The organism is Terribacillus sp. AE2B 122 (genome assembly GCF_902497585.1).
Taxonomy (GTDB): domain Bacteria; phylum Bacillota; class Bacilli; order Bacillales; family Amphibacillaceae; genus Terribacillus; species Terribacillus saccharophilus_A.
In genome coordinates this window covers 43,526-63,139 of sequence record NZ_LR700947.1, presented here as the reverse complement: position 1 = coordinate 63,139, position 19,614 = coordinate 43,526, and the positions used below count along the sequence as shown (strand labels likewise).

The 19,614-nt window shown below is 43.0% G+C and carries 25 protein-coding genes and 1 pseudogene; 18 read left to right on the top strand and 8 right to left on the bottom strand.

The features are described from left to right. Positions 1 to 232 precede the first annotated feature (232 nt). From ribE (AE2B122_RS14285) to AE2B122_RS14255, 7 genes and pseudogenes are all read left to right on the top strand, one after another. The gene (ribE, locus tag AE2B122_RS14285; RefSeq protein WP_095269591.1) at positions 233 to 880 is read left to right on the top strand and encodes a riboflavin synthase; all 648 of its coding nucleotides are present in this window, start codon (positions 233 to 235) and stop codon (positions 878 to 880) included. 11 nt (positions 881 to 891) lie between these two features. Beyond that, positions 892 to 1,509: pseudogene (ribB, locus tag AE2B122_RS14280) on the top strand (3,4-dihydroxy-2-butanone-4-phosphate synthase); the annotation flags it as partial. A 107-nt stretch (positions 1,510 to 1,616) separates the two neighbouring features. Next, entirely contained in the window at positions 1,617 to 2,081 is a 465-nt protein-coding gene (gene ribE, locus AE2B122_RS14275; RefSeq protein WP_095220086.1) for a 6,7-dimethyl-8-ribityllumazine synthase, read from the top strand. 76 nt (positions 2,082 to 2,157) lie between these two features. Then, the gene (locus tag AE2B122_RS14270; protein ID WP_254593518.1) at positions 2,158 to 2,733 is read left to right on the top strand and encodes a DNA topology modulation protein FlaR; all 576 of its coding nucleotides are present in this window, start codon (positions 2,158 to 2,160) and stop codon (positions 2,731 to 2,733) included. 140 nt (positions 2,734 to 2,873) lie between these two features. Then, complete coding sequence (locus AE2B122_RS14265; RefSeq protein ID WP_255212179.1) at positions 2,874 to 3,170, top strand: PadR family transcriptional regulator; 297 nt, start codon at positions 2,874 to 2,876, stop codon at positions 3,168 to 3,170. Then, on the top strand, positions 3,170 to 3,619 hold the full coding sequence (locus AE2B122_RS14260) for a permease prefix domain 1-containing protein (protein ID WP_175074493.1): 450 nt from the start codon (positions 3,170 to 3,172) through the stop codon (positions 3,617 to 3,619). The genes AE2B122_RS14265 and AE2B122_RS14260 overlap by 1 nt, the downstream gene beginning before the upstream one ends. Beyond that, entirely contained in the window at positions 3,616 to 4,242 is a 627-nt protein-coding gene (locus tag AE2B122_RS14255; protein ID WP_095220090.1) for a hypothetical protein, read from the top strand. Before AE2B122_RS14260 ends, AE2B122_RS14255 begins: the two co-directional genes overlap by 4 nt. A 28-nt stretch (positions 4,243 to 4,270) precedes the next feature. On the opposite strand, the gene AE2B122_RS14250 is transcribed toward AE2B122_RS14255, so the two are convergent. Continuing rightward, the gene (locus AE2B122_RS14250; protein ID WP_095220091.1) at positions 4,271 to 5,041 is read right to left on the bottom strand and encodes an SDR family oxidoreductase; all 771 of its coding nucleotides are present in this window, start codon (positions 5,039 to 5,041) and stop codon (positions 4,271 to 4,273) included. Positions 5,042 to 5,213: 172 nt separating this feature from the next. Between AE2B122_RS14250 and AE2B122_RS14245 the strand changes: the two genes are divergently transcribed. Next, positions 5,214 to 5,417 carry a hypothetical protein gene (locus tag AE2B122_RS14245; protein ID WP_095220092.1) on the top strand — a complete coding sequence of 68 codons (204 nt, stop codon included), beginning with the start codon at positions 5,214 to 5,216 and terminating at the stop codon, positions 5,415 to 5,417. Positions 5,418 to 5,478: 61 nt separating this feature from the next. On the opposite strand, the gene AE2B122_RS14240 is transcribed toward AE2B122_RS14245, so the two are convergent. After that, entirely contained in the window at positions 5,479 to 5,967 is a 489-nt protein-coding gene (locus AE2B122_RS14240) for a glutathione peroxidase (protein ID WP_175074492.1), read from the bottom strand. Positions 5,968 to 6,071: 104 nt separating this feature from the next. On the opposite strand from AE2B122_RS14240, the gene AE2B122_RS14235 reads away from it, so the two are divergent. After that, a complete protein-coding gene (locus tag AE2B122_RS14235; protein WP_175074491.1) occupies positions 6,072 to 6,494 on the top strand; it encodes a VOC family protein in 423 nt (140 codons plus the stop codon). On the opposite strand, the gene AE2B122_RS14230 is transcribed toward AE2B122_RS14235, so the two are convergent. After that, positions 6,468 to 7,430 carry a rhodanese-related sulfurtransferase gene (locus tag AE2B122_RS14230; protein ID WP_095269577.1) on the bottom strand — a complete coding sequence of 321 codons (963 nt, stop codon included), beginning with the start codon at positions 7,428 to 7,430 and terminating at the stop codon, positions 6,468 to 6,470. The genes AE2B122_RS14235 and AE2B122_RS14230 overlap by 27 nt on opposite strands. A gap of 114 nt (positions 7,431 to 7,544) precedes the next feature. Next, the gene (corA, locus tag AE2B122_RS14225) at positions 7,545 to 8,513 is read right to left on the bottom strand and encodes a magnesium/cobalt transporter CorA (RefSeq protein WP_175074490.1); all 969 of its coding nucleotides are present in this window, start codon (positions 8,511 to 8,513) and stop codon (positions 7,545 to 7,547) included. Positions 8,514 to 8,975: 462 nt separating this feature from the next. Here corA and AE2B122_RS14220 point away from each other — a divergent pair, with 462 nt between their 5' ends. From AE2B122_RS14220 to AE2B122_RS14205, 4 genes are all read left to right on the top strand, one after another. Continuing rightward, positions 8,976 to 9,173, top strand: a complete 198-nt coding sequence (locus AE2B122_RS14220; protein ID WP_038558067.1) for a cold shock domain-containing protein — start codon at positions 8,976 to 8,978, stop codon at positions 9,171 to 9,173. An 81-nt stretch (positions 9,174 to 9,254) separates the two neighbouring features. Then, positions 9,255 to 9,560 (top strand): hypothetical protein, encoded by a 306-nt coding sequence (locus AE2B122_RS14215; RefSeq protein ID WP_175074489.1) that lies wholly within the window; start codon positions 9,255 to 9,257, stop codon positions 9,558 to 9,560. 1 nt (position 9,561) lies between these two features. Further along, positions 9,562 to 10,137, top strand: a complete 576-nt coding sequence (locus AE2B122_RS14210) for a xanthine phosphoribosyltransferase (RefSeq protein WP_175074488.1) — start codon at positions 9,562 to 9,564, stop codon at positions 10,135 to 10,137. A gap of 19 nt (positions 10,138 to 10,156) precedes the next feature. Further along, entirely contained in the window at positions 10,157 to 11,059 is a 903-nt protein-coding gene (locus AE2B122_RS14205; RefSeq protein WP_175074487.1) for an AEC family transporter, read from the top strand. Between the two features lie 26 nt (positions 11,060 to 11,085). On the opposite strand, the gene AE2B122_RS14200 is transcribed toward AE2B122_RS14205, so the two are convergent. Further along, entirely contained in the window at positions 11,086 to 11,964 is an 879-nt protein-coding gene (locus AE2B122_RS14200; RefSeq protein ID WP_095269568.1) for an NAD(P)-dependent oxidoreductase, read from the bottom strand. A gap of 480 nt (positions 11,965 to 12,444) precedes the next feature. Here AE2B122_RS14200 and AE2B122_RS14195 point away from each other — a divergent pair, with 480 nt between their 5' ends. Beyond that, positions 12,445 to 14,661 (top strand): ribonucleoside-diphosphate reductase subunit alpha, encoded by a 2,217-nt coding sequence (locus tag AE2B122_RS14195; RefSeq protein ID WP_095220101.1) that lies wholly within the window; start codon positions 12,445 to 12,447, stop codon positions 14,659 to 14,661. 17 nt (positions 14,662 to 14,678) lie between these two features. On the opposite strand, the gene AE2B122_RS14190 is transcribed toward AE2B122_RS14195, so the two are convergent. Then, on the bottom strand, positions 14,679 to 15,344 hold the full coding sequence (locus AE2B122_RS14190) for a Type 1 glutamine amidotransferase-like domain-containing protein (RefSeq protein WP_175074486.1): 666 nt from the start codon (positions 15,342 to 15,344) through the stop codon (positions 14,679 to 14,681). A 106-nt stretch (positions 15,345 to 15,450) separates the two neighbouring features. Here AE2B122_RS14190 and AE2B122_RS14185 point away from each other — a divergent pair, with 106 nt between their 5' ends. Both AE2B122_RS14185 and AE2B122_RS14180 read left to right on the top strand, forming a co-directional pair. Continuing rightward, positions 15,451 to 16,164 (top strand): TraR/DksA C4-type zinc finger protein, encoded by a 714-nt coding sequence (locus AE2B122_RS14185; RefSeq protein ID WP_095269563.1) that lies wholly within the window; start codon positions 15,451 to 15,453, stop codon positions 16,162 to 16,164. Between the two features lie 114 nt (positions 16,165 to 16,278). Next, the gene (locus AE2B122_RS14180) at positions 16,279 to 16,947 is read left to right on the top strand and encodes a class I SAM-dependent methyltransferase (RefSeq protein ID WP_095220104.1); all 669 of its coding nucleotides are present in this window, start codon (positions 16,279 to 16,281) and stop codon (positions 16,945 to 16,947) included. On the opposite strand, the gene AE2B122_RS14175 is transcribed toward AE2B122_RS14180, so the two are convergent. Together AE2B122_RS14175 and AE2B122_RS14170 are read right to left on the bottom strand one after the other, a co-directional pair. Further along, the gene (locus AE2B122_RS14175) at positions 16,913 to 18,463 is read right to left on the bottom strand and encodes a glycosyltransferase (protein WP_175074485.1); all 1,551 of its coding nucleotides are present in this window, start codon (positions 18,461 to 18,463) and stop codon (positions 16,913 to 16,915) included. The two genes, AE2B122_RS14180 and AE2B122_RS14175, sit on opposite strands and share 35 nt — an antisense overlap. A 40-nt stretch (positions 18,464 to 18,503) precedes the next feature. Next, entirely contained in the window at positions 18,504 to 18,950 is a 447-nt protein-coding gene (locus AE2B122_RS14170) for an NUDIX domain-containing protein (RefSeq protein ID WP_175074484.1), read from the bottom strand. Positions 18,951 to 19,106: 156 nt separating this feature from the next. Between AE2B122_RS14170 and AE2B122_RS14165 the strand changes: the two genes are divergently transcribed. Both AE2B122_RS14165 and AE2B122_RS14160 read left to right on the top strand, forming a co-directional pair. Further along, positions 19,107 to 19,409 (top strand): hypothetical protein, encoded by a 303-nt coding sequence (locus tag AE2B122_RS14165; RefSeq protein WP_095269557.1) that lies wholly within the window; start codon positions 19,107 to 19,109, stop codon positions 19,407 to 19,409. Then, the gene (locus AE2B122_RS14160; RefSeq protein WP_095269555.1) at positions 19,410 to 19,613 is read left to right on the top strand and encodes a helix-turn-helix transcriptional regulator; all 204 of its coding nucleotides are present in this window, start codon (positions 19,410 to 19,412) and stop codon (positions 19,611 to 19,613) included. Position 19,614 lies beyond the last annotated feature (1 nt).

Sequence of the window (19,614 nt, the reverse complement as noted above, 5' to 3'; positions counted from 1 at the left end):
TTTTATATGAAGTTAGCGCTATGAAGGAGCAAATTGGCAGCAACCAGCTTGCACCTTATTCGAGTCATTTATTTTTATTAAGAATTTTGATAAAAGAGATTCTAGAAAGTTACATCCCCGATTAACCGTCACACAGCCCCGAGGCGGTAATATTCCCATTCGTAAAGCATGACAAAGCATAAGATAACTTCTTGTATCCTTGAGAAGCTCTTAGAAGTAAAGGAGGAGAAAAGTGTTTACTGGAATTATTCAGGAAGTAGGCAGCATGATTGACGTGAAAAGGCAGGATAAGGCGATGCAACTAACAATTGCCAGTGAAAAACTGACGAAAGATATGCACGTTGGAGATAGTATTTCTGTTAACGGTGTCTGTCTTACGGTTACTAGCTTTACTCCACATACTTTTCAGGTAGATGTTATGCCGGAAACGTTTCACTACAGTTCCTTGTCCAATTTGCAAAGTTCCGAAGCTGTGAATCTGGAGCCTGCACTGCAGCCTAATGGAAGATTGGGCGGCCATTTTGTGAGTGGTCATGTAGATACGACAGGATCTATCCTATCAATACGAGATGAGTCAAATGCTCGTTATATTGACATTGCTGTAACAAAAGGACTGCAGTACTTGATGTCCAAAGGCTCCATTTCGGTTGATGGTGTTTCGTTAACTGTGTTTGAAGTTCGGGAAGATACATTTACTATTTCGCTTATTCCGGAAACGAGGAAAGCGACAATCTTAGGCGATAAAAAGGCTGGAGATTTAGTGAATATCGAATTTGACCAGCTTGCCAAATACATGGAACGGCTGCTGGAGCATCGAAAAAGCCCACAGCCTTCAGGCATTACGACAGAGACATTAGCACAGCACGGATTCCTGGATTAGGAGGAAAATGAATGAAGACGACAATAGATAATGCCATAGAATACCTGAAAAGTGGTAAGCCGATCATTGTCACAGACGATGAAGCAAGAGAGAACGAAGGAGATTTGCTGGCTCTAGCGGCGTATGCAAGCCCCGATACAGTGAATTTCATGGCTTCTGTCGGAAAAGGTCTGATCTGTGCGCCTATTTCCCGGGAAATTGCCGAAAGATTAGATTTGCCCCCGATGGTAGCTAATAATACTGATCCACATGGGACAGCTTTTACTGTAAGTGTTGATCATATCGATTCTACCACTGGTATAAGTGCATTCGAGCGAGCCCATACAATCGCGAAACTAGCAGATACCACGAGCATTGCATCTGACTTCCAGCGTCCGGGACATATATTCCCTCTAATTGCCCAGCAAAATGGTGTGCTAGAGCGTCCTGGACATACGGAAGCCGCGGTTGACCTGGCTAGGTTGGCCGAGAGCGCAGAAGCTGGCTATATATGCGAAATCATGAATGAGGACGGCACAATGGCACGTATGCCGGAACTCGAGAAACTAGCAAAAATGCACGAACTGCCAATCATCACGATTGCTGATTTGATTACGTATAGACAACTGCATGAGGTTAAGGTAGAGAAATAAACAGTAAGCTGAAACGGCTGTGGAGCTTGCAATATCAGTAAAGCATACCTAGAAATAAAAAAAGATGAGGACAAATAAAGTCCCTTATACAAAGGAGTAATCATATGGTTAACGTATTAGAAGGAAATGTAGTAGGATCTGATTTGAAGATTGGGATTGTTGTAGGAAGGTTTAATGAATTCATCACGAGCAAGCTATTGAGCGGCGCGATTGATACGTTAAAGCGTCACGGTGTCGATGAAGCGAAGGTAGATGTAGCGTGGGTACCTGGCGCATTTGAAATACCTCTTGTTGCTGACAAACTTGCTGAAAGCAAAAAATACGATGCTGTCATTACATTAGGCACAGTTATCAAAGGCTCTACACCTCACTTTGATTATGTGAGCAATGAAGTGGCAAAAGGAGTAGCAAGTGCTGCCAGTAAGGCCGGTATTCCGATTATCTTTGGAGTACTGACAACTAATACAATCGAACAAGCAATTGAGCGTGCAGGTACGAAAGCAGGCAACAAAGGCGCTGAAGCAGCGGTTTCCGCGATCGAAATGGCTAATTTACTAAAACAAATCTAAGCAAAGGAGCAGAGGGTGACCTCTGCTTCTTTTTTGTATTAAGAAAATAATGTATATTTTTGGTGGGGGTGCTTGCATGAAAATGCACTATGAATTAATGGGTGATATGAATAAAGTCAAATTACCCTGCAAAATACATATCATCGGTTCTGTGGGCAGCGGGAAGACGACTCTTGCCAAAGATTTATCGCAACTTCTTGGTGCTTCCCATCACGAGCTTGATAACGTAGTTTGGAAGCGTTCTTTGGAGGGAGACACCCGCCGCTCTGACAAGGAGAAGATGGAGTTCATAAAAGATATCATCGATTCGGATGCCTGGATTATCGAGGGTGTCCATACAGATGATTGGATAGAAGACAGCCTTCTGAATGCAGAATTGATTATTTTGCTGGATCCGTCTTATGGGATAAGAAATATCCGGATTATCAAACGATTTCTGCGCCAAAAATTAAAAATGGAGATGGCTAATTACAAGCCTTCAATTCGTATTTTTCTGAGAATGTTCAAGTGGAATCGTTATTTTGAGCGTACGGTTAAGCCATTTATCTTTGACAGGTTCTCTGCATACGGTCATAAGATAATCATTGCGGAAAGTAAATTAGATGTAATCGAATATTTGTCCTTTATAGAAAGGAAGTTTGAAGCAGGTTAATAGCCTGTTTTTTTATTTTTGGTAAAAAGATGCAGAAATTACTTTGACACGCAGAGTAATATGTTTTATGATTACTTTATCAGATAGAGTAATCGTGAAAGAAGGGATAGCACATTCGGAGTGATACAATTCGAGGACATTTGGATTCCATTATCCTTCGTCTGCTGATGGATGGGGATAAGTATGGTTACCAGATATCGAAAGACATAGCAGCTTGGACGCACGAAGCATTTCAAATCAAGGAAGCGACGCTTTATGCGGTTTTCCAGCGACTGGAACGCCGAGAATTAATTGAGTCCTATCAAGGGGAAAAATCCCATGGGGGCAAGCGTAAATATTATACGATCACGACGCTTGGAAAGGCGTATTTTCATGAAGCGGCGAAAGAGTGGAAAGAAGCGAAACAATTAATCGATGTATTTATGGAGGGTGTTTGATGCAAAAGATTGATACGTATGTAGAAGAACAGTTTGCTGATTTGCCGGAAACGGAACAAGTTGTGGCTTTGAAGGAAGAGATAAAGGATTCGATGGAAGAGAAGGCTGCGGATTTCATGCTGGAGGGAAAAGCGGAAGAGGATGCAGTCAACAAGGCGATCGTTGATTTCGGGAATTTAGCAGAAATCAAGAGGGAGTTCCAGCTTCAGAATGCACCGCAAGAAACGTCAGGTAAAAAGAAGAAGCAGAAAGAGGATATGAGCACATTGAATCTTGGGTTTTCAATCTGTGGAAGCGGATTGATTATTGCCTTGCTTGTTTTTGTTAACATGTATTATACACCACAAGAGATTTGGTTTGTCTTCCCAACATTCGCCATCCTTTGGTGGCCCGTAAGTATGTCTTTCGTCTGGCTAAAGGTTAGGAAAAGAAAGGTGATGCAGCGATGAAGCCATGGAGATTGTTCCTTGCATTTATGCTGCTCAGTCTAGGTGGATTTTCCGTTTATATTAACTTGATGACCACACCAGAGGAGATTTGGTATACGTATAGTTTAGGTGTCAGTGTTATCGTTGCTTTACAGATTCTGTTCCCGAATCAATTGACTGTGGTAACGTGGCTGTCGGCAATTGTTGTGGGTGCAGTGCTGGTGAATGAAAATATGTCTGATTCACCTTCTACACCTTGGTATTTATACACATTAGGTGCCTTGGGGCTATGGGTGACTGCTGTTATGCTTCGAAGACATTTGGCGAATATGGGAGTAGCTCTTGTTGTCAGCTTGGCAATCTGTATATATTATTTCGGCCTGCATCAGTATTTTGGTCATGAAACACCTTGGTATGGCTTCGTTATCTTCGCGATGAGCTGGTGGCCGCTGTCTATCATAGGACATCGCAGCTCCAATTTATTCTTCAGTGTATTGGGCTTTGGTGCACTCAGTGTGTTCTTCCTGTTTGTGAATATAGCCTATTCGCCTTCGGTAATCTGGGCGATCTACCCTATTTTCGCCGCAGCATGGTGGCCGTTAGCAGCTTATTTTTACAGTTATCGCCGCCATATCAGTAACTAAAAAAGACACCCTGAAGGGTGTCTTTTACTTATTTTGAATACATACTTTTGGTTATCTTGCCCAGCAGACTGCTTGGCATTAGTTTCATGAGTAGAACGGCTGCGTGGATGTTCGCAGATGGGAACACGACCCGTTTACCTTTTACGAATCCTAGAAATCCTTGTTTTGCAACATCCTCGGGTGCATCACGGAACGATGACATGATTTTGTCGTTGCCGGCACGTTTAAAGAACTCGGTCTGCGTAGGACCAGGGCAAAGTGCCGTAACTGTTACGCCACTATCTTTCAATTCCTCTGAAAGTGCTTCTGAATACCGCTGCACGAATGCTTTGGATGCGTGATATGCAGCCATATATGGCCCAGGCAGGAAGGCGGCCATGCTGGAAATATTCAATATCCCATTCGGTACATTCTTGAATGGGGAGTGAATGATATCATCGATGAACAGACGAGTCAGGTTTGCCAATGAAACCATATTCAGATGCAGCAGCTTTTGCTGGGTCTCAAAGCTCGTATCCTCGAATTTGCCGCTAAGTCCGAAGCCAGCATTATTCACAAGCACTTCAACAGTTTTTCCTTCATCACGAATCTTTTGATACAGTTCATATGCACTGTTAGGTACGGACAAATCATGAGGAATGACAGTCACATTCGAATCTTGCAGTTCTGTTTGCAGGGATAGGAGTTTATCCTTGGAACGCGCTACGATGATTAGATCATAGCCCGCTTTGGCGAACCATTTCGCTATATGGTAGCCAATTCCGCTGGAAGCTCCTGTAATTAGAGCGGTTGGTTTCATTGTGCTTCACCTCATTTTGACAATCTTTATAAATATGTACCCTGTTGCCGGGCGGAAGAAACGCTATATGCTTTTAGTATACCCTTTGCGCCGTTTGGTTACCAACTGGTTGCGAGGTTTTTCTTTACTGAAGAAAGGGAAAGGGCTTACAAAGGAAGAAGGAGGGAAACTGATGGTACAGAAAAACGGTGCGAGAGGCGACAAAGACAAACATGGCTTCTCTAAGGCTGAAAGTGAGAATCGGGAAAAGCAGCTTGAAAATAAACAGGATATGCTGGTAGACGATGTACCTGTGGATGAAGTAGAGCGAGATCTACAAGATGATCGACATAAACATCGGACTAAGCAAGCTTCCAATTCTGATCCGGAAGAATGAACCTGCATCAAGTGGATGCGGGTTTTTTTATGTAAAAAAAAGCAGATGCGTCATGTAGACATCATCTGCTAGGCTGTTGGAGCAAATTTTCGATGGCGGGTTTCATATCCATTGGACTGGTCTTAGGTGCAAATCGCTCTACGACATTTCCATCCGCATCTATGAGAAACTTTGTGAAGTTCCATTTGATACTCTTGGAGAATAATCCGCCTGCCTGGCTGGTCAAATGCTTGTAAAGTGGGTGAGCGTCTGGTCCATTCACTTTTACTTTATCGAACATTGGAAAGCTGACGCCGTAATTGCGCTGACATACAGCGGCAATTTCTTTACTGCTGCCGGGTTCTTGGTTCATAAATTGATTGCATGGAAAACCGAGTATCACGAGTCCATTGTCCTGATAATCTTTATACAGCTCCTGCAGTTGCTCCAACTGAGGTGCAAATCCGCATTTGCTTGCTGTATTTACGATGACGAGTACTTTTCCAGCGTAATCCTTTAAACTAACTTCTTTCCCGTCTATAGTAACAGCTGAATAATCGTATACTGTCATGTCGTTCTCCTCCTCTTGTCTGCATTTCCAATGTAGCACAAACAGTGAAGAAGAGATAACAATCAGCCCTTTAATGGTAGAATGTAAAAAAGGGGGGTGTTTCGATGGAGTTTTTCCTGAAGCGATTTGATCATGTGCAGCTTGCTTGTCCAAAGAGCAGCGAAGAGCAAGCAAGGGAGTTTTTCGTGGGTATTTTCGGTTTTGAAGAAATTGAGAAGCCAGCTAATTTACGAGCAAGAGGCGGTGTTTGGTTCACCTGTAACGATATCATCGTTCACATGGGTGTTGAGGAACCTTTTTCACCTGCACGGAAAGCCCATCCTGCTTTTGAAGTTGAAGGGCTGCTGTCTCTCAGACGTCATTTGGACGAACGCAATGTGGATTTCATTGATGATGCTGACCTGCCGGGTGCTGATCGAATTTATGTGAATGACCCTTTCGGCAACAGATTGGAATTCTTGGAATGGCATCAAAAAAAGAACCCCACTGGGGGGTTCTTTTTAGTTTGCTACTGTTTCGTTATCTAGTTTTGCAAGGCGCGCTTCCACTTCTTCTTCAGTCAAGCCGTGTTCTGCAACGTACATGTTACGAGGAGAACGGCGGCAGCTGTCGGAACAGCCGCGAAGATATTTGTGCTCATTTTCTTCAGAGCAGATAATCTGGCGGTTACAGGAAGGATCTGCACAATTAACATAACGTTCACAAGGCTGTCCATCGAAGTAATCTTTGGCAACGATAACGTGTTCTGTTTGGTTAATTGGTACGGAGATACGTGTATCGAACACGTACATGCGGCCGTCCCAAAGCTTGCCTTGTACTTCAGGATCTTTTCCGTAAGTGGCAATACCACCATGTAATTGACCGACGTCCTCAAAACCTTCGCGCACTAGCCAGCCGGAGAATTTCTCGCAACGGATACCGCCTGTGCAGTATGTCAGAACGCGTTTGCCTTCTAAAATATCTTTGTTTTCGCGGACCCAGTCTGGCAGGTCGCGGAATGTTTCAATGTCAGGGCGGATTGCGCCGCGGAAGTGACCAAGATCAAATTCATAATCATTCCGTGCATCCAGAACGACAGTGTTCTCGTCCTGCATCGCTTCGTAAAATTCCTGCGGAGATAGGTAGTTACCTGTCACCTCGCGAGGGTCTATATCATCTTCAAGACGCAGCGTTACCAATTCAGGACGTGCGCGCACATGCATTTTTTTGAAAGCATGTTCATCCGCTTCGTCGATTTTGAAGACCATTTCTTCAAAACCTGGTTTCGCATGCATCATGTCCATATAAGCTTGTGTCTGTTCGATTGTTCCGGAGCAAGTACCATTTATACCTTCTTTTGCTACAAGGATACGGCCTTTAAGTCCGAGTTCCTTACATGCCTTTAGATGTTCTTGGGCAAAAACTTCCGGATCTTCAATATCTACATAGTTGTAATACAACAATACACGATAATCACTCATCATCTTTTTCCACCTGTCATTTATATTTGCAAGATACAAAATTAGGCGATATGTCGTTATTTATACTCTTGCAATCAAATATTTTAACACGAAAGGAAGCCCAGTACAAATGGAATTTTAAAACAGCTTGTTCTTAAAATAATGCCACATGCCGAAAGTAATCAAAACAAGAAGGACACTTACACCAGCTGTCGTCCATGGACTATCAGCATACGGTATTGGCAGATTCATCCCGAAGAAGCCTGTTACGAACGTAAGCGGAAGCATGACTGTCGAGATAATTGTCAGGACGTTCAACTTCTCCGTAGATTTGGCACTGATAATGGAATAATACGTATCCAGTGCACTGTTTACCAAATCACGGAATGTTTCGGTAGAGTCGACAATACGTTCCAAGTGATCAATCAGATCTGTATAAAAGGGCACATTCTCTTCTTTAATATCGAATTTCCATTTGTTGTTCACATTCAGGAAAATCCGCCGCTGCGGCAGAATTACCCTTCTGATCAGAATAATCGTCCGTTTTAAGGCAAGGAATTCCTCCGTTACCTCTTTAACACCTTCACTGTACATTTCATCTTCCAGTTCCTCGATCCGGATTCCGATACGATCCAAAACAGGAAAGTATTCATCTGTAATGCCATCTGCGAGTGCATACAGAAGGAAGTCTGCTCCTTGATTCATGAATCGGGAAGAACGCGAGCAAATGGCATCCATCTGCCCGAGCCAGCGAAGCTTATGCTTATGGATAGTCACTACATAATTCGGGCCCAGGAAAACATTTAGTTCCAGTGTGGTGATTTCATTGTCACTTTCCTCGTTGTAACGCAGGGCATGGAAGACGAAGAATTTGTATGCATCATAATCATCGACTTTAGCGCGAGGGCTGTCATGCAGGCAGTCTTCGATTGCAAGCGGGTGGAAATCGAATATCCCCGCAATTTCATGCAATTCATGAGACTGTACATCATAGGCATCAATCCACAGAAGGTTGTCAGGATCCTCCAAATGACGATTACTGTTTTTCAAAGAGATATTTGTATGCATCGTGTCAGTCTGATGATCATAAAGATACGTCTTAATCATAGTGCCACCCCTTCCGTTACGTTTATTCTTTCACAATGTTCGTAAGCTATAGTCACTATAAAAAAATGGGGTAAGAACTGTCAACAGGAATATTTCTTCTTAAAAGCGGGTATGAAAAAGAAATGCAGTGGTTAAACTGGAAGTGAATAAGCTTGTTTGTCGAATTCTGGAGCGAAAACCGTGACTATAGTCACAGGTATTTATACGTCTCTGTGTAAGCGTATTCTGCGAGTAATATCGTTAAAGAAAGCGTTTTTATAGGGCGTGCGACTCATTATGAACTATTTTTGGAAAAATAGTTGTAATTGACTTGCATTCTTATTCAAAAAAAGGTACTCTTAAGTAGCAAAAGGAAACGGTACGGTTGAATAATCTTTACGATCTCTTTCACAATAAGTGGTGTAAAGGTATAACGATTCAATACCTGTACTTTTGTACTTCTATTGTAAGGAGGTCATTTAAATGACTGGAAAAGTAAAATGGTTTAACGCAGACAAAGGTTTTGGTTTCATCGAAAGAGAGGACGGAGACGACGTATTCGTACACTTCTCTGCTATCCAATCTGAAGGTTTCAAAACTCTTGACGAAGGTCAAGAAGTTGAATTCGAAATCGTTGAAGGCAACCGCGGCCCACAAGCTGCTAACGTAACTCGTCTGTAATTTCATACAACGACGACAGAGGCGCATTCTGGAATTTTCCAGGATGCGTCTTTTATCATTTTTAAGGAGAGATGAGAGCTGATGAGTCAAGACGAGCTTTCAAGGAAGATCATTGAAAAATACCAAGAAGATGAACGGATGATGATCCGGATCTTTGCCCAATGGTGTACGAATCATAATCTTGATGCTGTTTCCTTATATGAACAAGCTTATCCGAACCAAGGAAAAAATGAAGCACTTAAAGAAGCGTTGGAAGAAGTCCTTCCTAAAGAAGAAGCCTCTGATATCTCAGATGAGATGGTAGTGGAAGTGCTTCAGTTCTTTGGTAATGATGATTTGGCATTCGTTGCAGCATCTGTGGCAGAGGAACGAAGGGGGAAGCAATAAGATGGAACTGCTCCAAAAAGCAATTCAAGAAAGAGGAACGATTATCGGGGATACAATCGTCAAAGTAGATAGCTTTTTGAATCATGAAATGGACACGGCCCTTTTATATGAGATAGGCCAGGAGTTCCGTCGTCAATTCCAGCACAAGCCTGTAACGAGAATCGTAACGATTGAGGCGGGTGGAATTGCTCCAGCGCTTATGGCTGGTCTTGCTTTCAACGTCCCCGTTGTTTATGCAAAAAAACAAAAGTCGCTGACAATGAAGGGTGATGTTTATATCGAGTCTGTCTATTCGTTCACAAAACAGGTACATTCAAATGTGACGATTTCAAAGGATAGATTATCGCCAGAAGATCACGTGTTGATTATCGATGATTTCCTTGCGAACGGAGAAGCAGCTGCTGGTTTAATTAGTATTCTTAATCAGGCCGGTGCTACGGTTGCTGGTATCGGGATTGTTATCGAGAAAAGCTTTCAAAGAGGAAGGTCGCGTCTGGAAGAACTAGGTATTGAAGTAGTATCCCTTGCTCGTATTGCACGTATTGGTGAAGGGAAAATAGAATTCTTGAATTCATAACTTGATAGGATGATAGTTTGTGGCTTACATATTAACCTTATTGCCAATCTTCGGTATTTTTCTTCTTGGTTTTGTTGGACAGAAGCTTTTGAAATTCGACATCCGAAGCATCTCGAAAATGTCGGTTTATCTTCTGTCACCCGTATTGGCTTTCCAAACGTTTTATGAGAACCGGCTAAGTGTAGATTATATCTATTTGGCCATTTTCGTTGTCGGTATTTGTCTGGCATTGGTATTGATCTGTTATGTGATTAGTCTTTTGCGCGGCTATGACCGACAGGATACATATAGCTTAATGCTTGGCGCTTCGTTCATGAACAATGGCAATTACGGAACTCCGCTTGTTTTATTTGTATTCGGTGCAGCCGGCTTTGATTATGCGGTTATTCTGCTTGTATTGCAGCAACTCGTGATGGTGACGATTGGTGTCTTTATAGCAGCTAAGGGCGGAGGGGCTGTGCTGTCGCCTCGTGCCACCTTCCTTTCTGTCTTAAAAATACCGATCATCTATGGAGCGATACTCGGTATTTTGTTCCAAGTCTTATCGATTCCGCTTAGCGGACCGATTACCGAGGCTGTCCATCTTGTGGCGGATGCGGCAATCCCCACAGTAATGATCGTGCTTGGTATGCAGCTTGCTAATATCTCATTAAAATCCTTTGAATATGAGCGTCTTTCTTATGCGCTCGTTTTGAAGTTGCTTATCTCACCGGTCATCGCTTATTTATTCACACTCATTCTGCCGGTGGATGACATGGTCAAACAGATCATGATTCTGGTCGCTGCGATGCCTACAGCGGCGAATACAACTTTATACGCACTCGAATTTGGTGCTAAACCTGATTATGTGTCGAGTGCAACATTAATCAGTACGGTGCTTAGTCTTATTACCTTACCTGTCTTATTGTATATATTAATATAAAGAGGCCAGTTTCCTGGCCTCTTTTCTTATGCTTTCTTAGTAAATAATTTAATCAGTGCTTGTGTCCCGAGATCCTCATCGCCATTTTCGGCAAGCCGTTCATATAAGGAGAGACTCAGTTCCAGTCCTGGTGTAGTCATGCCCATTTCATTGGCTGCTTCCAAAGCGAGTTTCATGTCCTTGATGAAATGTTTCACATAGAAACCAGGATCATAATCTCCTTTGATCATCCTGGGAGCAAGGTTACTCAAGCTAAAGCTACCGGCAGCACCTGTCGTTATCGACTGGAGCACCTTTGATGGGTCCATGCCTGCATGCTCTGCATAAGCGATCGCTTCGCAAACACCGACCATATTGCTTGCGATGGTTACCTGATTAATCAGCTTCGTATGCTGCCCGAAACCAGCAGGCCCTTGAAGGATAATGTTTTCACCCATTGCTTCGAATACTGGAAGGGCAGCTTGAAATGCATCTGCATCACCACCGACCATGATGGCCAGCTTTCCGTTCTGCGCACCAATATCCCCACCTGAAACAGGAGCATCTAATGCGAAAATACCTTTATCTTTCGCTTCAGAATGGATTTCCTCGGCAAGCGCTGGCTTCGAGGTCGTCATATCAATTACATAAGTGCCTGGGCGTGCGTGATGAATAATGCCGTTTTCGCCAAAGTAGACTTCCCGAACATCGCTTGGGTAGCCGACCATCGTAATTACTGCATCCACACTGGCAGCGAGACTCGCAGGTGTATCGTGCCAAACTGCTCCAGCATCAATCAATTCTTCTGCTTTCGCTTGCGTTCGTGTATAGACTGCCAGTTCAAAGCCTGCCTGCATTAAATTGCGGCTCATGCTTTTTCCCATAACGCCTGTACCGATGAATCCTATCTTTTTGATAGTTCCCATATAATCCCTCCTTAGCATGCACTTTTATCGTACCTTTATGCTTCTGGAATGTCGAGTGCTGGAGATAGAATCGCCAAAAATCACAAACAATTTTTCGACAGCAAAAAACCTCGAAAGATGGCAGTTTCTTTTTTGCGATAGATTGTGAAATACGGCCGGTGAAAAAAGTAGAGATTGAAAGAGTTATGGATATATGGTAAAGTCATTTATACAACATCTTGTTAGCGAAGGCATAATTTAATACTATATATAGTTTCGAAGGCGAGCAAGCCGGGTATCGACAGGTAGATGAGAAATCGCTTCATTTGCCTGATAGACAGTGTTCTCAGACACTTTTTATTTGTCGATTCTGATCTATGTTACTACTGTATCTAGTAGGACGGACAGAATAGGCAGTTTCCTGGTAGTTGCTCACTTTGTGCGTTTAAGGGAAAGAAGTACTTACAATTACACCTGTATTTTGGAGGAGGAAGTTTCAACATGTTAGATACGACACAAACAGTCAATTGGAAAGAGCACGTGACAGCTGTGCTCGAATCACGCTTTGCAGAAGCTGATGCAAAACATCTGATTCAATATGGTGAGCGCCTGATAGAGCAGAAGGCCTGGTCATCCGATAAAGAGTGGTTGAACCAACTTATATTGGAAGGTTTGTCACAGCTGGATGAAGAAGAGCCACAATGGACATATATCGCTGCTAGCTTGTATCTTGAACAGCTTTATTTCCAAGCTTCACAAAACAGAGGTTACAATTTCGAAGAGAAATACGGATCATTCTACAGCTTGATTCAGCAATTGACTGAGATCGGTATCTATAACAAATTCCTTCTCGACACATACAGTGAAGATGAGATCAATCATTTCCATAGCTTGATCGACTATAAGAAAGACGGACTGTTCACATATATTGGTCTGCGTACGCTGGCAGATCGTTATCTGGCGACTGACCATAAAGGCGGAACGTACGAGCTTCCGCAGGAGAGGTTCATGATTATCGCAATGACAGTCATGAGCAAAGAGCCTAAAGAAACGCGCAAAGAGCTTGTAACAGAAGCTTACTGGGCATTGAGCAATCTTTACATGACAGTCGCAACACCAACATTGTCCAACTCCGGAAAGAGCTATGGTCAGCTTTCCAGCTGCTTTATTGATACGGTTGATGACAGCTTGCAAGGAATCTTCGACAGCAATACAGACATCGCGAATCTATCTAAGAATGGCGGGGGTATCGGTGTCTATCTAGGTAAGATCCGCAGCCGCGGCAGTGCAATCAAAGGCTTCGAAGGTGCTTCTTCAGGCGTGCTTCCTTGGATGAAACAGCTTAACAATACAGCTGTAAGTGTTGACCAGCTTGGCCAGCGTAAAGGAGCAATTGCCACATATCTTGATATTTGGCATAAAGACATTTTCCCATTCCTTGATGCGAAGCTGAATAACGGTGATGAGCGTCAGCGTACACATGATTTATTTACAGGTGTCTGTCTGCCTGATATCTTCATGGAGCAAGTACAATCACGCGGTAATTGGTATCTTTTCGATCCGCATGAAGTCCGTCGAGTAATGGGTTACTCTTTGGAAGATTTCTATGATGAGACTAGAGGCGATGGTTCCTTCCGTGAGAAGTACTGGGAATGTGTAGAGAGTCCGGACTTGCACAAAGAAGAGATTCCAGCTATCAACGTAATGAAGCGTATCCTGCGCAGCCAGCTGGAAACAGGCGGCCCGTTCATGTTCTACCGTGATGAAGTCAACCGTCAGAATGCCAACAAGCATGCTGGTATGATTTACTCCAGTAACCTTTGCACGGAGATCATGCAGAACCAAAGTCCGACTATCATGACAGAGCAAGTAACTCAAGACGGTAAAATCATCATTACAAAAGAACCAGGTGATTTCGTCGTATGTAACCTTTCTTCCATTTCTTTGGCGAAGGCAGTTACAGAAGACGTTTTGGAGCGCCTGATTCCTATTCAGGTTCGTATGCTGGATAATGTTATTGATTTGAACACGATTCCTGTATTACAAGCGCAGATTACTAACCAGAAATACCGTGCCATTGGACTCGGAACATTTGGATGGCATCACTTGCTTGCATTGAAACAGATTGATTGGGAAAGTGATGAAGCTGTTGCATATGCAGATGAACTATATGAAAAAATCGCTTACCTGACAATTCAATCCAGTATGGAAATTGCAAAGGAAAAAGGTGTTTACCCTGTTTTCGAAGGTTCTGATTGGGCAAATGGAAGCTACTTCGATAATAAAGGCTATACAACTGGCGATTCTGAGCTTGACTGGAAAGGTCTGCAGGAGCAAGTAAAAGAAAATGGTATGCGTAACGCGTACTTGATGGCGGTAGCGCCGAACTCTTCTACTGCGTTGATTGCAGGAAGCACAGCTACAACAGACCCGATCTTCAGTAAGTTCTATTCTGAAGAGAAGAAGGATTACAAGATTCCGGTCACTGCACCTGATTTGAATGAAGAAACAGATCGTTTCTATAAATCCGCTTATGAAATCGATCAGCAGTGGAGTGTGAAGCAAAATGCAGCGCGCCAAAAGCATATTGACCAGGCAATCTCTTTCAACATGTATGTTCCGAATTCCATCAAAGCAAAAGAATTGCTTGATTTGCATATTGCTGTTTGGGATTCCGGTATCAAGACATCTTACTATTTGCGTTCTACATCCAACTAATACAAAAGGGACCTTGTTTACAGGGTCCCTTTTTCTATGCGTTTTACTTGTTCGTTTCCGAAAACGGCTGTTGGCTTCTCGTTCTCTAGATATAAACAAGCATCTTCGTCTATGCCATATCCGAATGGGATATTGTGAAGATGTAAGCCGGAAATGAGGTTCGGTTCATCCTGCCATTGGGAGAAATGGACACTAATCAGCTGGTTTTGGAGGATACCGAGACCTGGCCCGCTCCAAGCTTGCTGATTGTCCGTATCGTGTGGGGAAAGCAGGACAGTTTCTGGTATAAGCAATGCTCCAGCGCTATTACCTGCCAGCGGTGTACCCGCAGCATATTTTTCTCTTAATAGCTGCTTAAATGGCTCTTTGGCATATAAGCTATAATATGTTTCCGAATGACCGCCTCCGATGAAAATTCCTGTAGCATTTGAAACAATATCAGTTGCTTCTTCTGTAGCTAATTCACCCCTTTCATTCGGTACGATGACGGATATATTTTTCTTATGTACTCCTTGAGCGATCCAATGACTCGTATAACGGGGCAGGAATGCTTCATAGCCTTCCCGATATACAATCAATAAAGCGATGTGGGCGTTTTCTCCGCCTGTTGCTTTGGCAAAGTGGCTATTTGCTTCTTCCTGTGAGGTATTCCCTCCGAGCAGATACAGTTTTCGGGTTTGCATAAAATGTCGCCTCCATTTTCCTGATTATACAATAGGTACCGTCTTAATAGAGATGCGATTTCTGTCACATACTACTGACAGCAGGAAATGAACAGGAGGAAATTGCATGGTTAGACAAGAGACAGTGAATGCCTGTAAGGAAATGCTTGAGAATCGTTTGCAGGAATTGAAACAGGCGCTAAAAGACCATTTTGGTGTCGAGATGTCCTACACGAAGGATGCTATGGGCGAATTGAGCAACTATGATAACCATCCTGGGGATACAGCGACAGAGTTATTTGAACGGGAGAAGGATATTGCGCTGAATGATCATCTAGAGCAGGAGATGAAGGACGTTCAAGCAGCTTTAAAACGAATAGAAGATGGATCTTTCGGGATTTGTAAGAAGTCAGGAAAACCGATTCCGGAAGAACGGCTGTTGGCGATGCCGACAGCAGAAACGCTTGTAGAATACAAGCCGCAGCGAATGACACTGCATGACCGTCCAGCTGAGGAAGCTGTCATCCATCCCCGACTTGAAGATTTGGAAGGGAAAGATGATGAAGAGGACACGGAGCATAATTTTTATGACGGAGAAGACACCTTGCAGGAGCTGCAAGCGTATGGCTCATCCGAAACTCCGTCCGATTTTGTCAACACAGAAAAGGATTATGATTATATGGCGGTAAATTCCGATGAAGAGACAGGCGGAGCACAAGATATCGAGAATTTCCTGATTGCGGACATTAACGGAAAGTTTGACGGTGTAAACGAGGATCATGAAAAGTATGAGGATTATCTGGAGGATGCAGACGTTAAATCAATTCTCTACGACGAGTGAAAGAGCCGGGCTTCCATGCCCGGCTCTTTTGCTGTACAGAGAAACTTGCATACATGCTTATCCAGCGGAATACGTTGTACTACAAGCTACGTATTCTAAAAAAGGGGTTGAAGCATGTTGACAGAAGCATGGACTTCGAGATTTTTCAAGCATGATGATCGCAAGGAGCGCGATTTTGTGCTGAAATTACCGGATGCTTGGTGGAGCCGCAGCTATGAATATGGATGGGCAGCTTCTTTTGTGGAAGCAGAAGATATCGTATTGGATGCTGCATCAGGAATCAGTCATCCGTTTAAGTTTCATTTGGCGACTTCAGCTAAAACAGTCTATGCATGTGATATAGATAGCCGGATTACAGATGATCAGGCGATTATGGAGGATGTGATCAAAGACTTTGGCCCAGAGGAATCGGCGCGTTTACCTGAAGACTTGCTCCGGAATATCCATCGTGCTGAAGCAAATCTGACTTCGCTGCCATACGAAGATGCTTTTTTCGATAAAGTTTTCTGTATCTCAGTAATGGAGCACTTGGATGTTAGCGTGCAAAAACGTGCTTGGGAGCAATTCAGCCGTATCTTGAAACCGGATGGTTATGTCATCATGACATTCGACTACCCAACAGTTGATATTAGCATTCTTGAAACGTTGGCAGAACTGGGTGGCTTTGACTATGCCGGACCAGTTGAAACGGAAATGCCTGCAGATGCGCTATTCAATGATCAGTGGGGAAGACTGTATTGTTACCGAGCTATCTTTCGAAAGAAGAAACCTCCATCCACTTGATTAGATTCGGGTTAGGATCCAAGATACTTTCATATTGTTCCTTTTGGCCGTAGATTGCTTCTGGATCCTGCTGGCGATAACGTTCGTATTTTCGGAGACGGTCCTCCGCTCTGGCCCAGCCAAAATGCTTGATACGAATGGTGCTTATACTATTTGGCAGCTGAAAGATATTTTCGGGAAAGCGGCCGCAATGAACCGGCGTTTCCCGCCATTCATACGGGAAAGCAGGCTGATAGCGCAGCAAGAACGGGCGGTAAAATCTATGTGCTTGCCAGTACTGATCTTCCCGGTAATGTTCTTCATCCCAGAAATCGTATAAGCGGAACGAATATAAATCGAGGCCAGCTTGGTTCAACAGCTGGTCTTTTTCTATGAGAAAAACGCTATCCAGTACTTCATCCGCGTCGAGATTTAGAATCCAATCAGGGTGTGTTGCAATAGTTTCCTGCCACTGCTGTTTCCGCAGTTGCACTTCGTTGCTGAATTCAGACTGAGGGTTTTCAATCAATTTCAGTGGAACATTGTATTCCTTACACAGGTTCTGGCAAATGGCTATCGTATTATCTGTACTGTGATCATCAATGATGATGGCTTGATTAACCGCGGGTAAAGCGGATCTTAGCGAACGCTCCAGAAAGCGTCCAGATTCATTTTTAACAATCATGGATAGAGTGAGGGTATTCCTCGTTTCCTCCGTACTGCGACGGTTATATCCTGGCCAATTATGCTCCCATCTGAATGCAGGAAGCTTTGCCAGATCAGTCTGGCGGTAAAGATGGAAGGCAGGGTAATGTGTATCAACATAAAGGGGGATCCCGAGTGCCGCTGCACGGATACAAAAGTGGCGATCTTCTCCCCAAAAGGAGAGGTTAGGTATCTCTCCGAAATGGACGCCTTTATATAAAGCTTCACTGCTGATAAGCGTACAGGCACCTAAACCACCTACTTCATATATTCCGGGTTTCCGCATCTGTTCTAGAAATTCCTGGTGCCGCTCTGCGCGTCCAGCATCTGATAACGATTCGCCGCGATGGTGGATGAATTGTTCATATTCATCCCTTAACCAGACTTGAGGCAGAGCTTGCGTACCGGGCTGCCATTGGGTCCAGAAAACACAGGAGATAATATCTTTTTGACTGGCAAGCAATTGTTCCAATGTAGCGGGGTGGAGCACAATGTCGGAATCGATGAAAAAGATATAATCCATCTTCTGCTCGATTGCATAGGAGATTATTTTATTTTTCAGAGCTGCTACTTTCCAAATAAGAGCTTCCGTCCAGTAGTGGGTATGTTCATCCTTCTGGTAGGTATCGGCAGCTTCCGATGGCAGGATGACAGCATCATGTTCAGTGGCAAAAGCGGAAATTAGGGAACTGGATTTAGGGTCATCATTATCATCAATGAAACAGTAGGAAATCGGATTATCCTTTGCTTGCAGACGTTTGAGGGAATCCAAATAGGCTTCTAATATGTCGGGGTCTTGTTTCACTGTTGTGCCAATCAATACCTTATACATGCACCATGCTCCTTTATGTAGTCTGTTAATAATGTATTTATTAGGAGCGAGGATGTGCCTGTATTATTTTCCTGACCAAATGCAGAAACTGATCTTGTGAAGCGGCAAGTGGCGGAATAGAAGTGAGATCGTACCATGTGTAACGGAACACCAATCCGTTGTCTACTCCATTTCCAAGGACATGATGCTCCCATGTGGCAGGGTGCTGCTGCTTTGTTTGAATCAAATAGAAATGCCGAAGCTGGAGCTCTTGTTTGTCTGGATGAAGGAATGGTGCACACGCAACTAATTCACCGAGAGGCAGATTACACAATCCAGACTCTTCATAGATTTCCCGCTGCAACGCGGTTACCAAGTCTTCCTCTGGGTTAACTGTGCCTCCTGGAACCTGTAACCCTGCTTCGGGAATATCCTTATGTTCATGGACAAGCATCTGATAGGTATTGTTACGGATAGATATGATGTAAGCTAGAACTTTTTCGACCAAATTATCTCACCTCATTTAATATATAATTGTTTTCTAAGAAATTGAATTGTATAGAAATATGTTGTGATGTAAAAAGTATTTGACATTTTTGAAGCTGATGCTACAATAATTAATGTCAAATACTTTTTACATTTTTAATGAGGAGGAAACTTAAAAATGGATTGGGTAAAACTTGTGTATTCACTCATATTGTTAGTTTGCGGAATTGGGATTATTGTTGCAACATTTTCTAAGAAAGATGATGAAAGAAAGAAGTTTATCAAGATGAAAGCTCAATCATATGCGTTTACAATAGTTATAGGTACGCTACTCTTACATGTTGTAGAAACAATTTATTTAACTGTTCAGGGGAATACTTATTATAATGGTAATGGGATTTCACCGTTAATTTCTCTGACATTGCTTCTAATTACTTATTTGATAACACTGCTAATTTACAGAAAAAAATATGGTGATTAAATGAAAAATCACATTAAGGAATTACGAAAATCCGCGAAATTATCCCAGGAGGAATTGGCTAAACGCTGCAAGGTTTCCAGACAAACAATAAATGCAATTGAAAATGATAAATACGACCCCACTTTACAATTAGCGTTTGATATAGCTTCTGTATTGCAGACCACAGTAGATGAGCTTTTCATCAGTGGTTCTTTAAGCAAGTGAT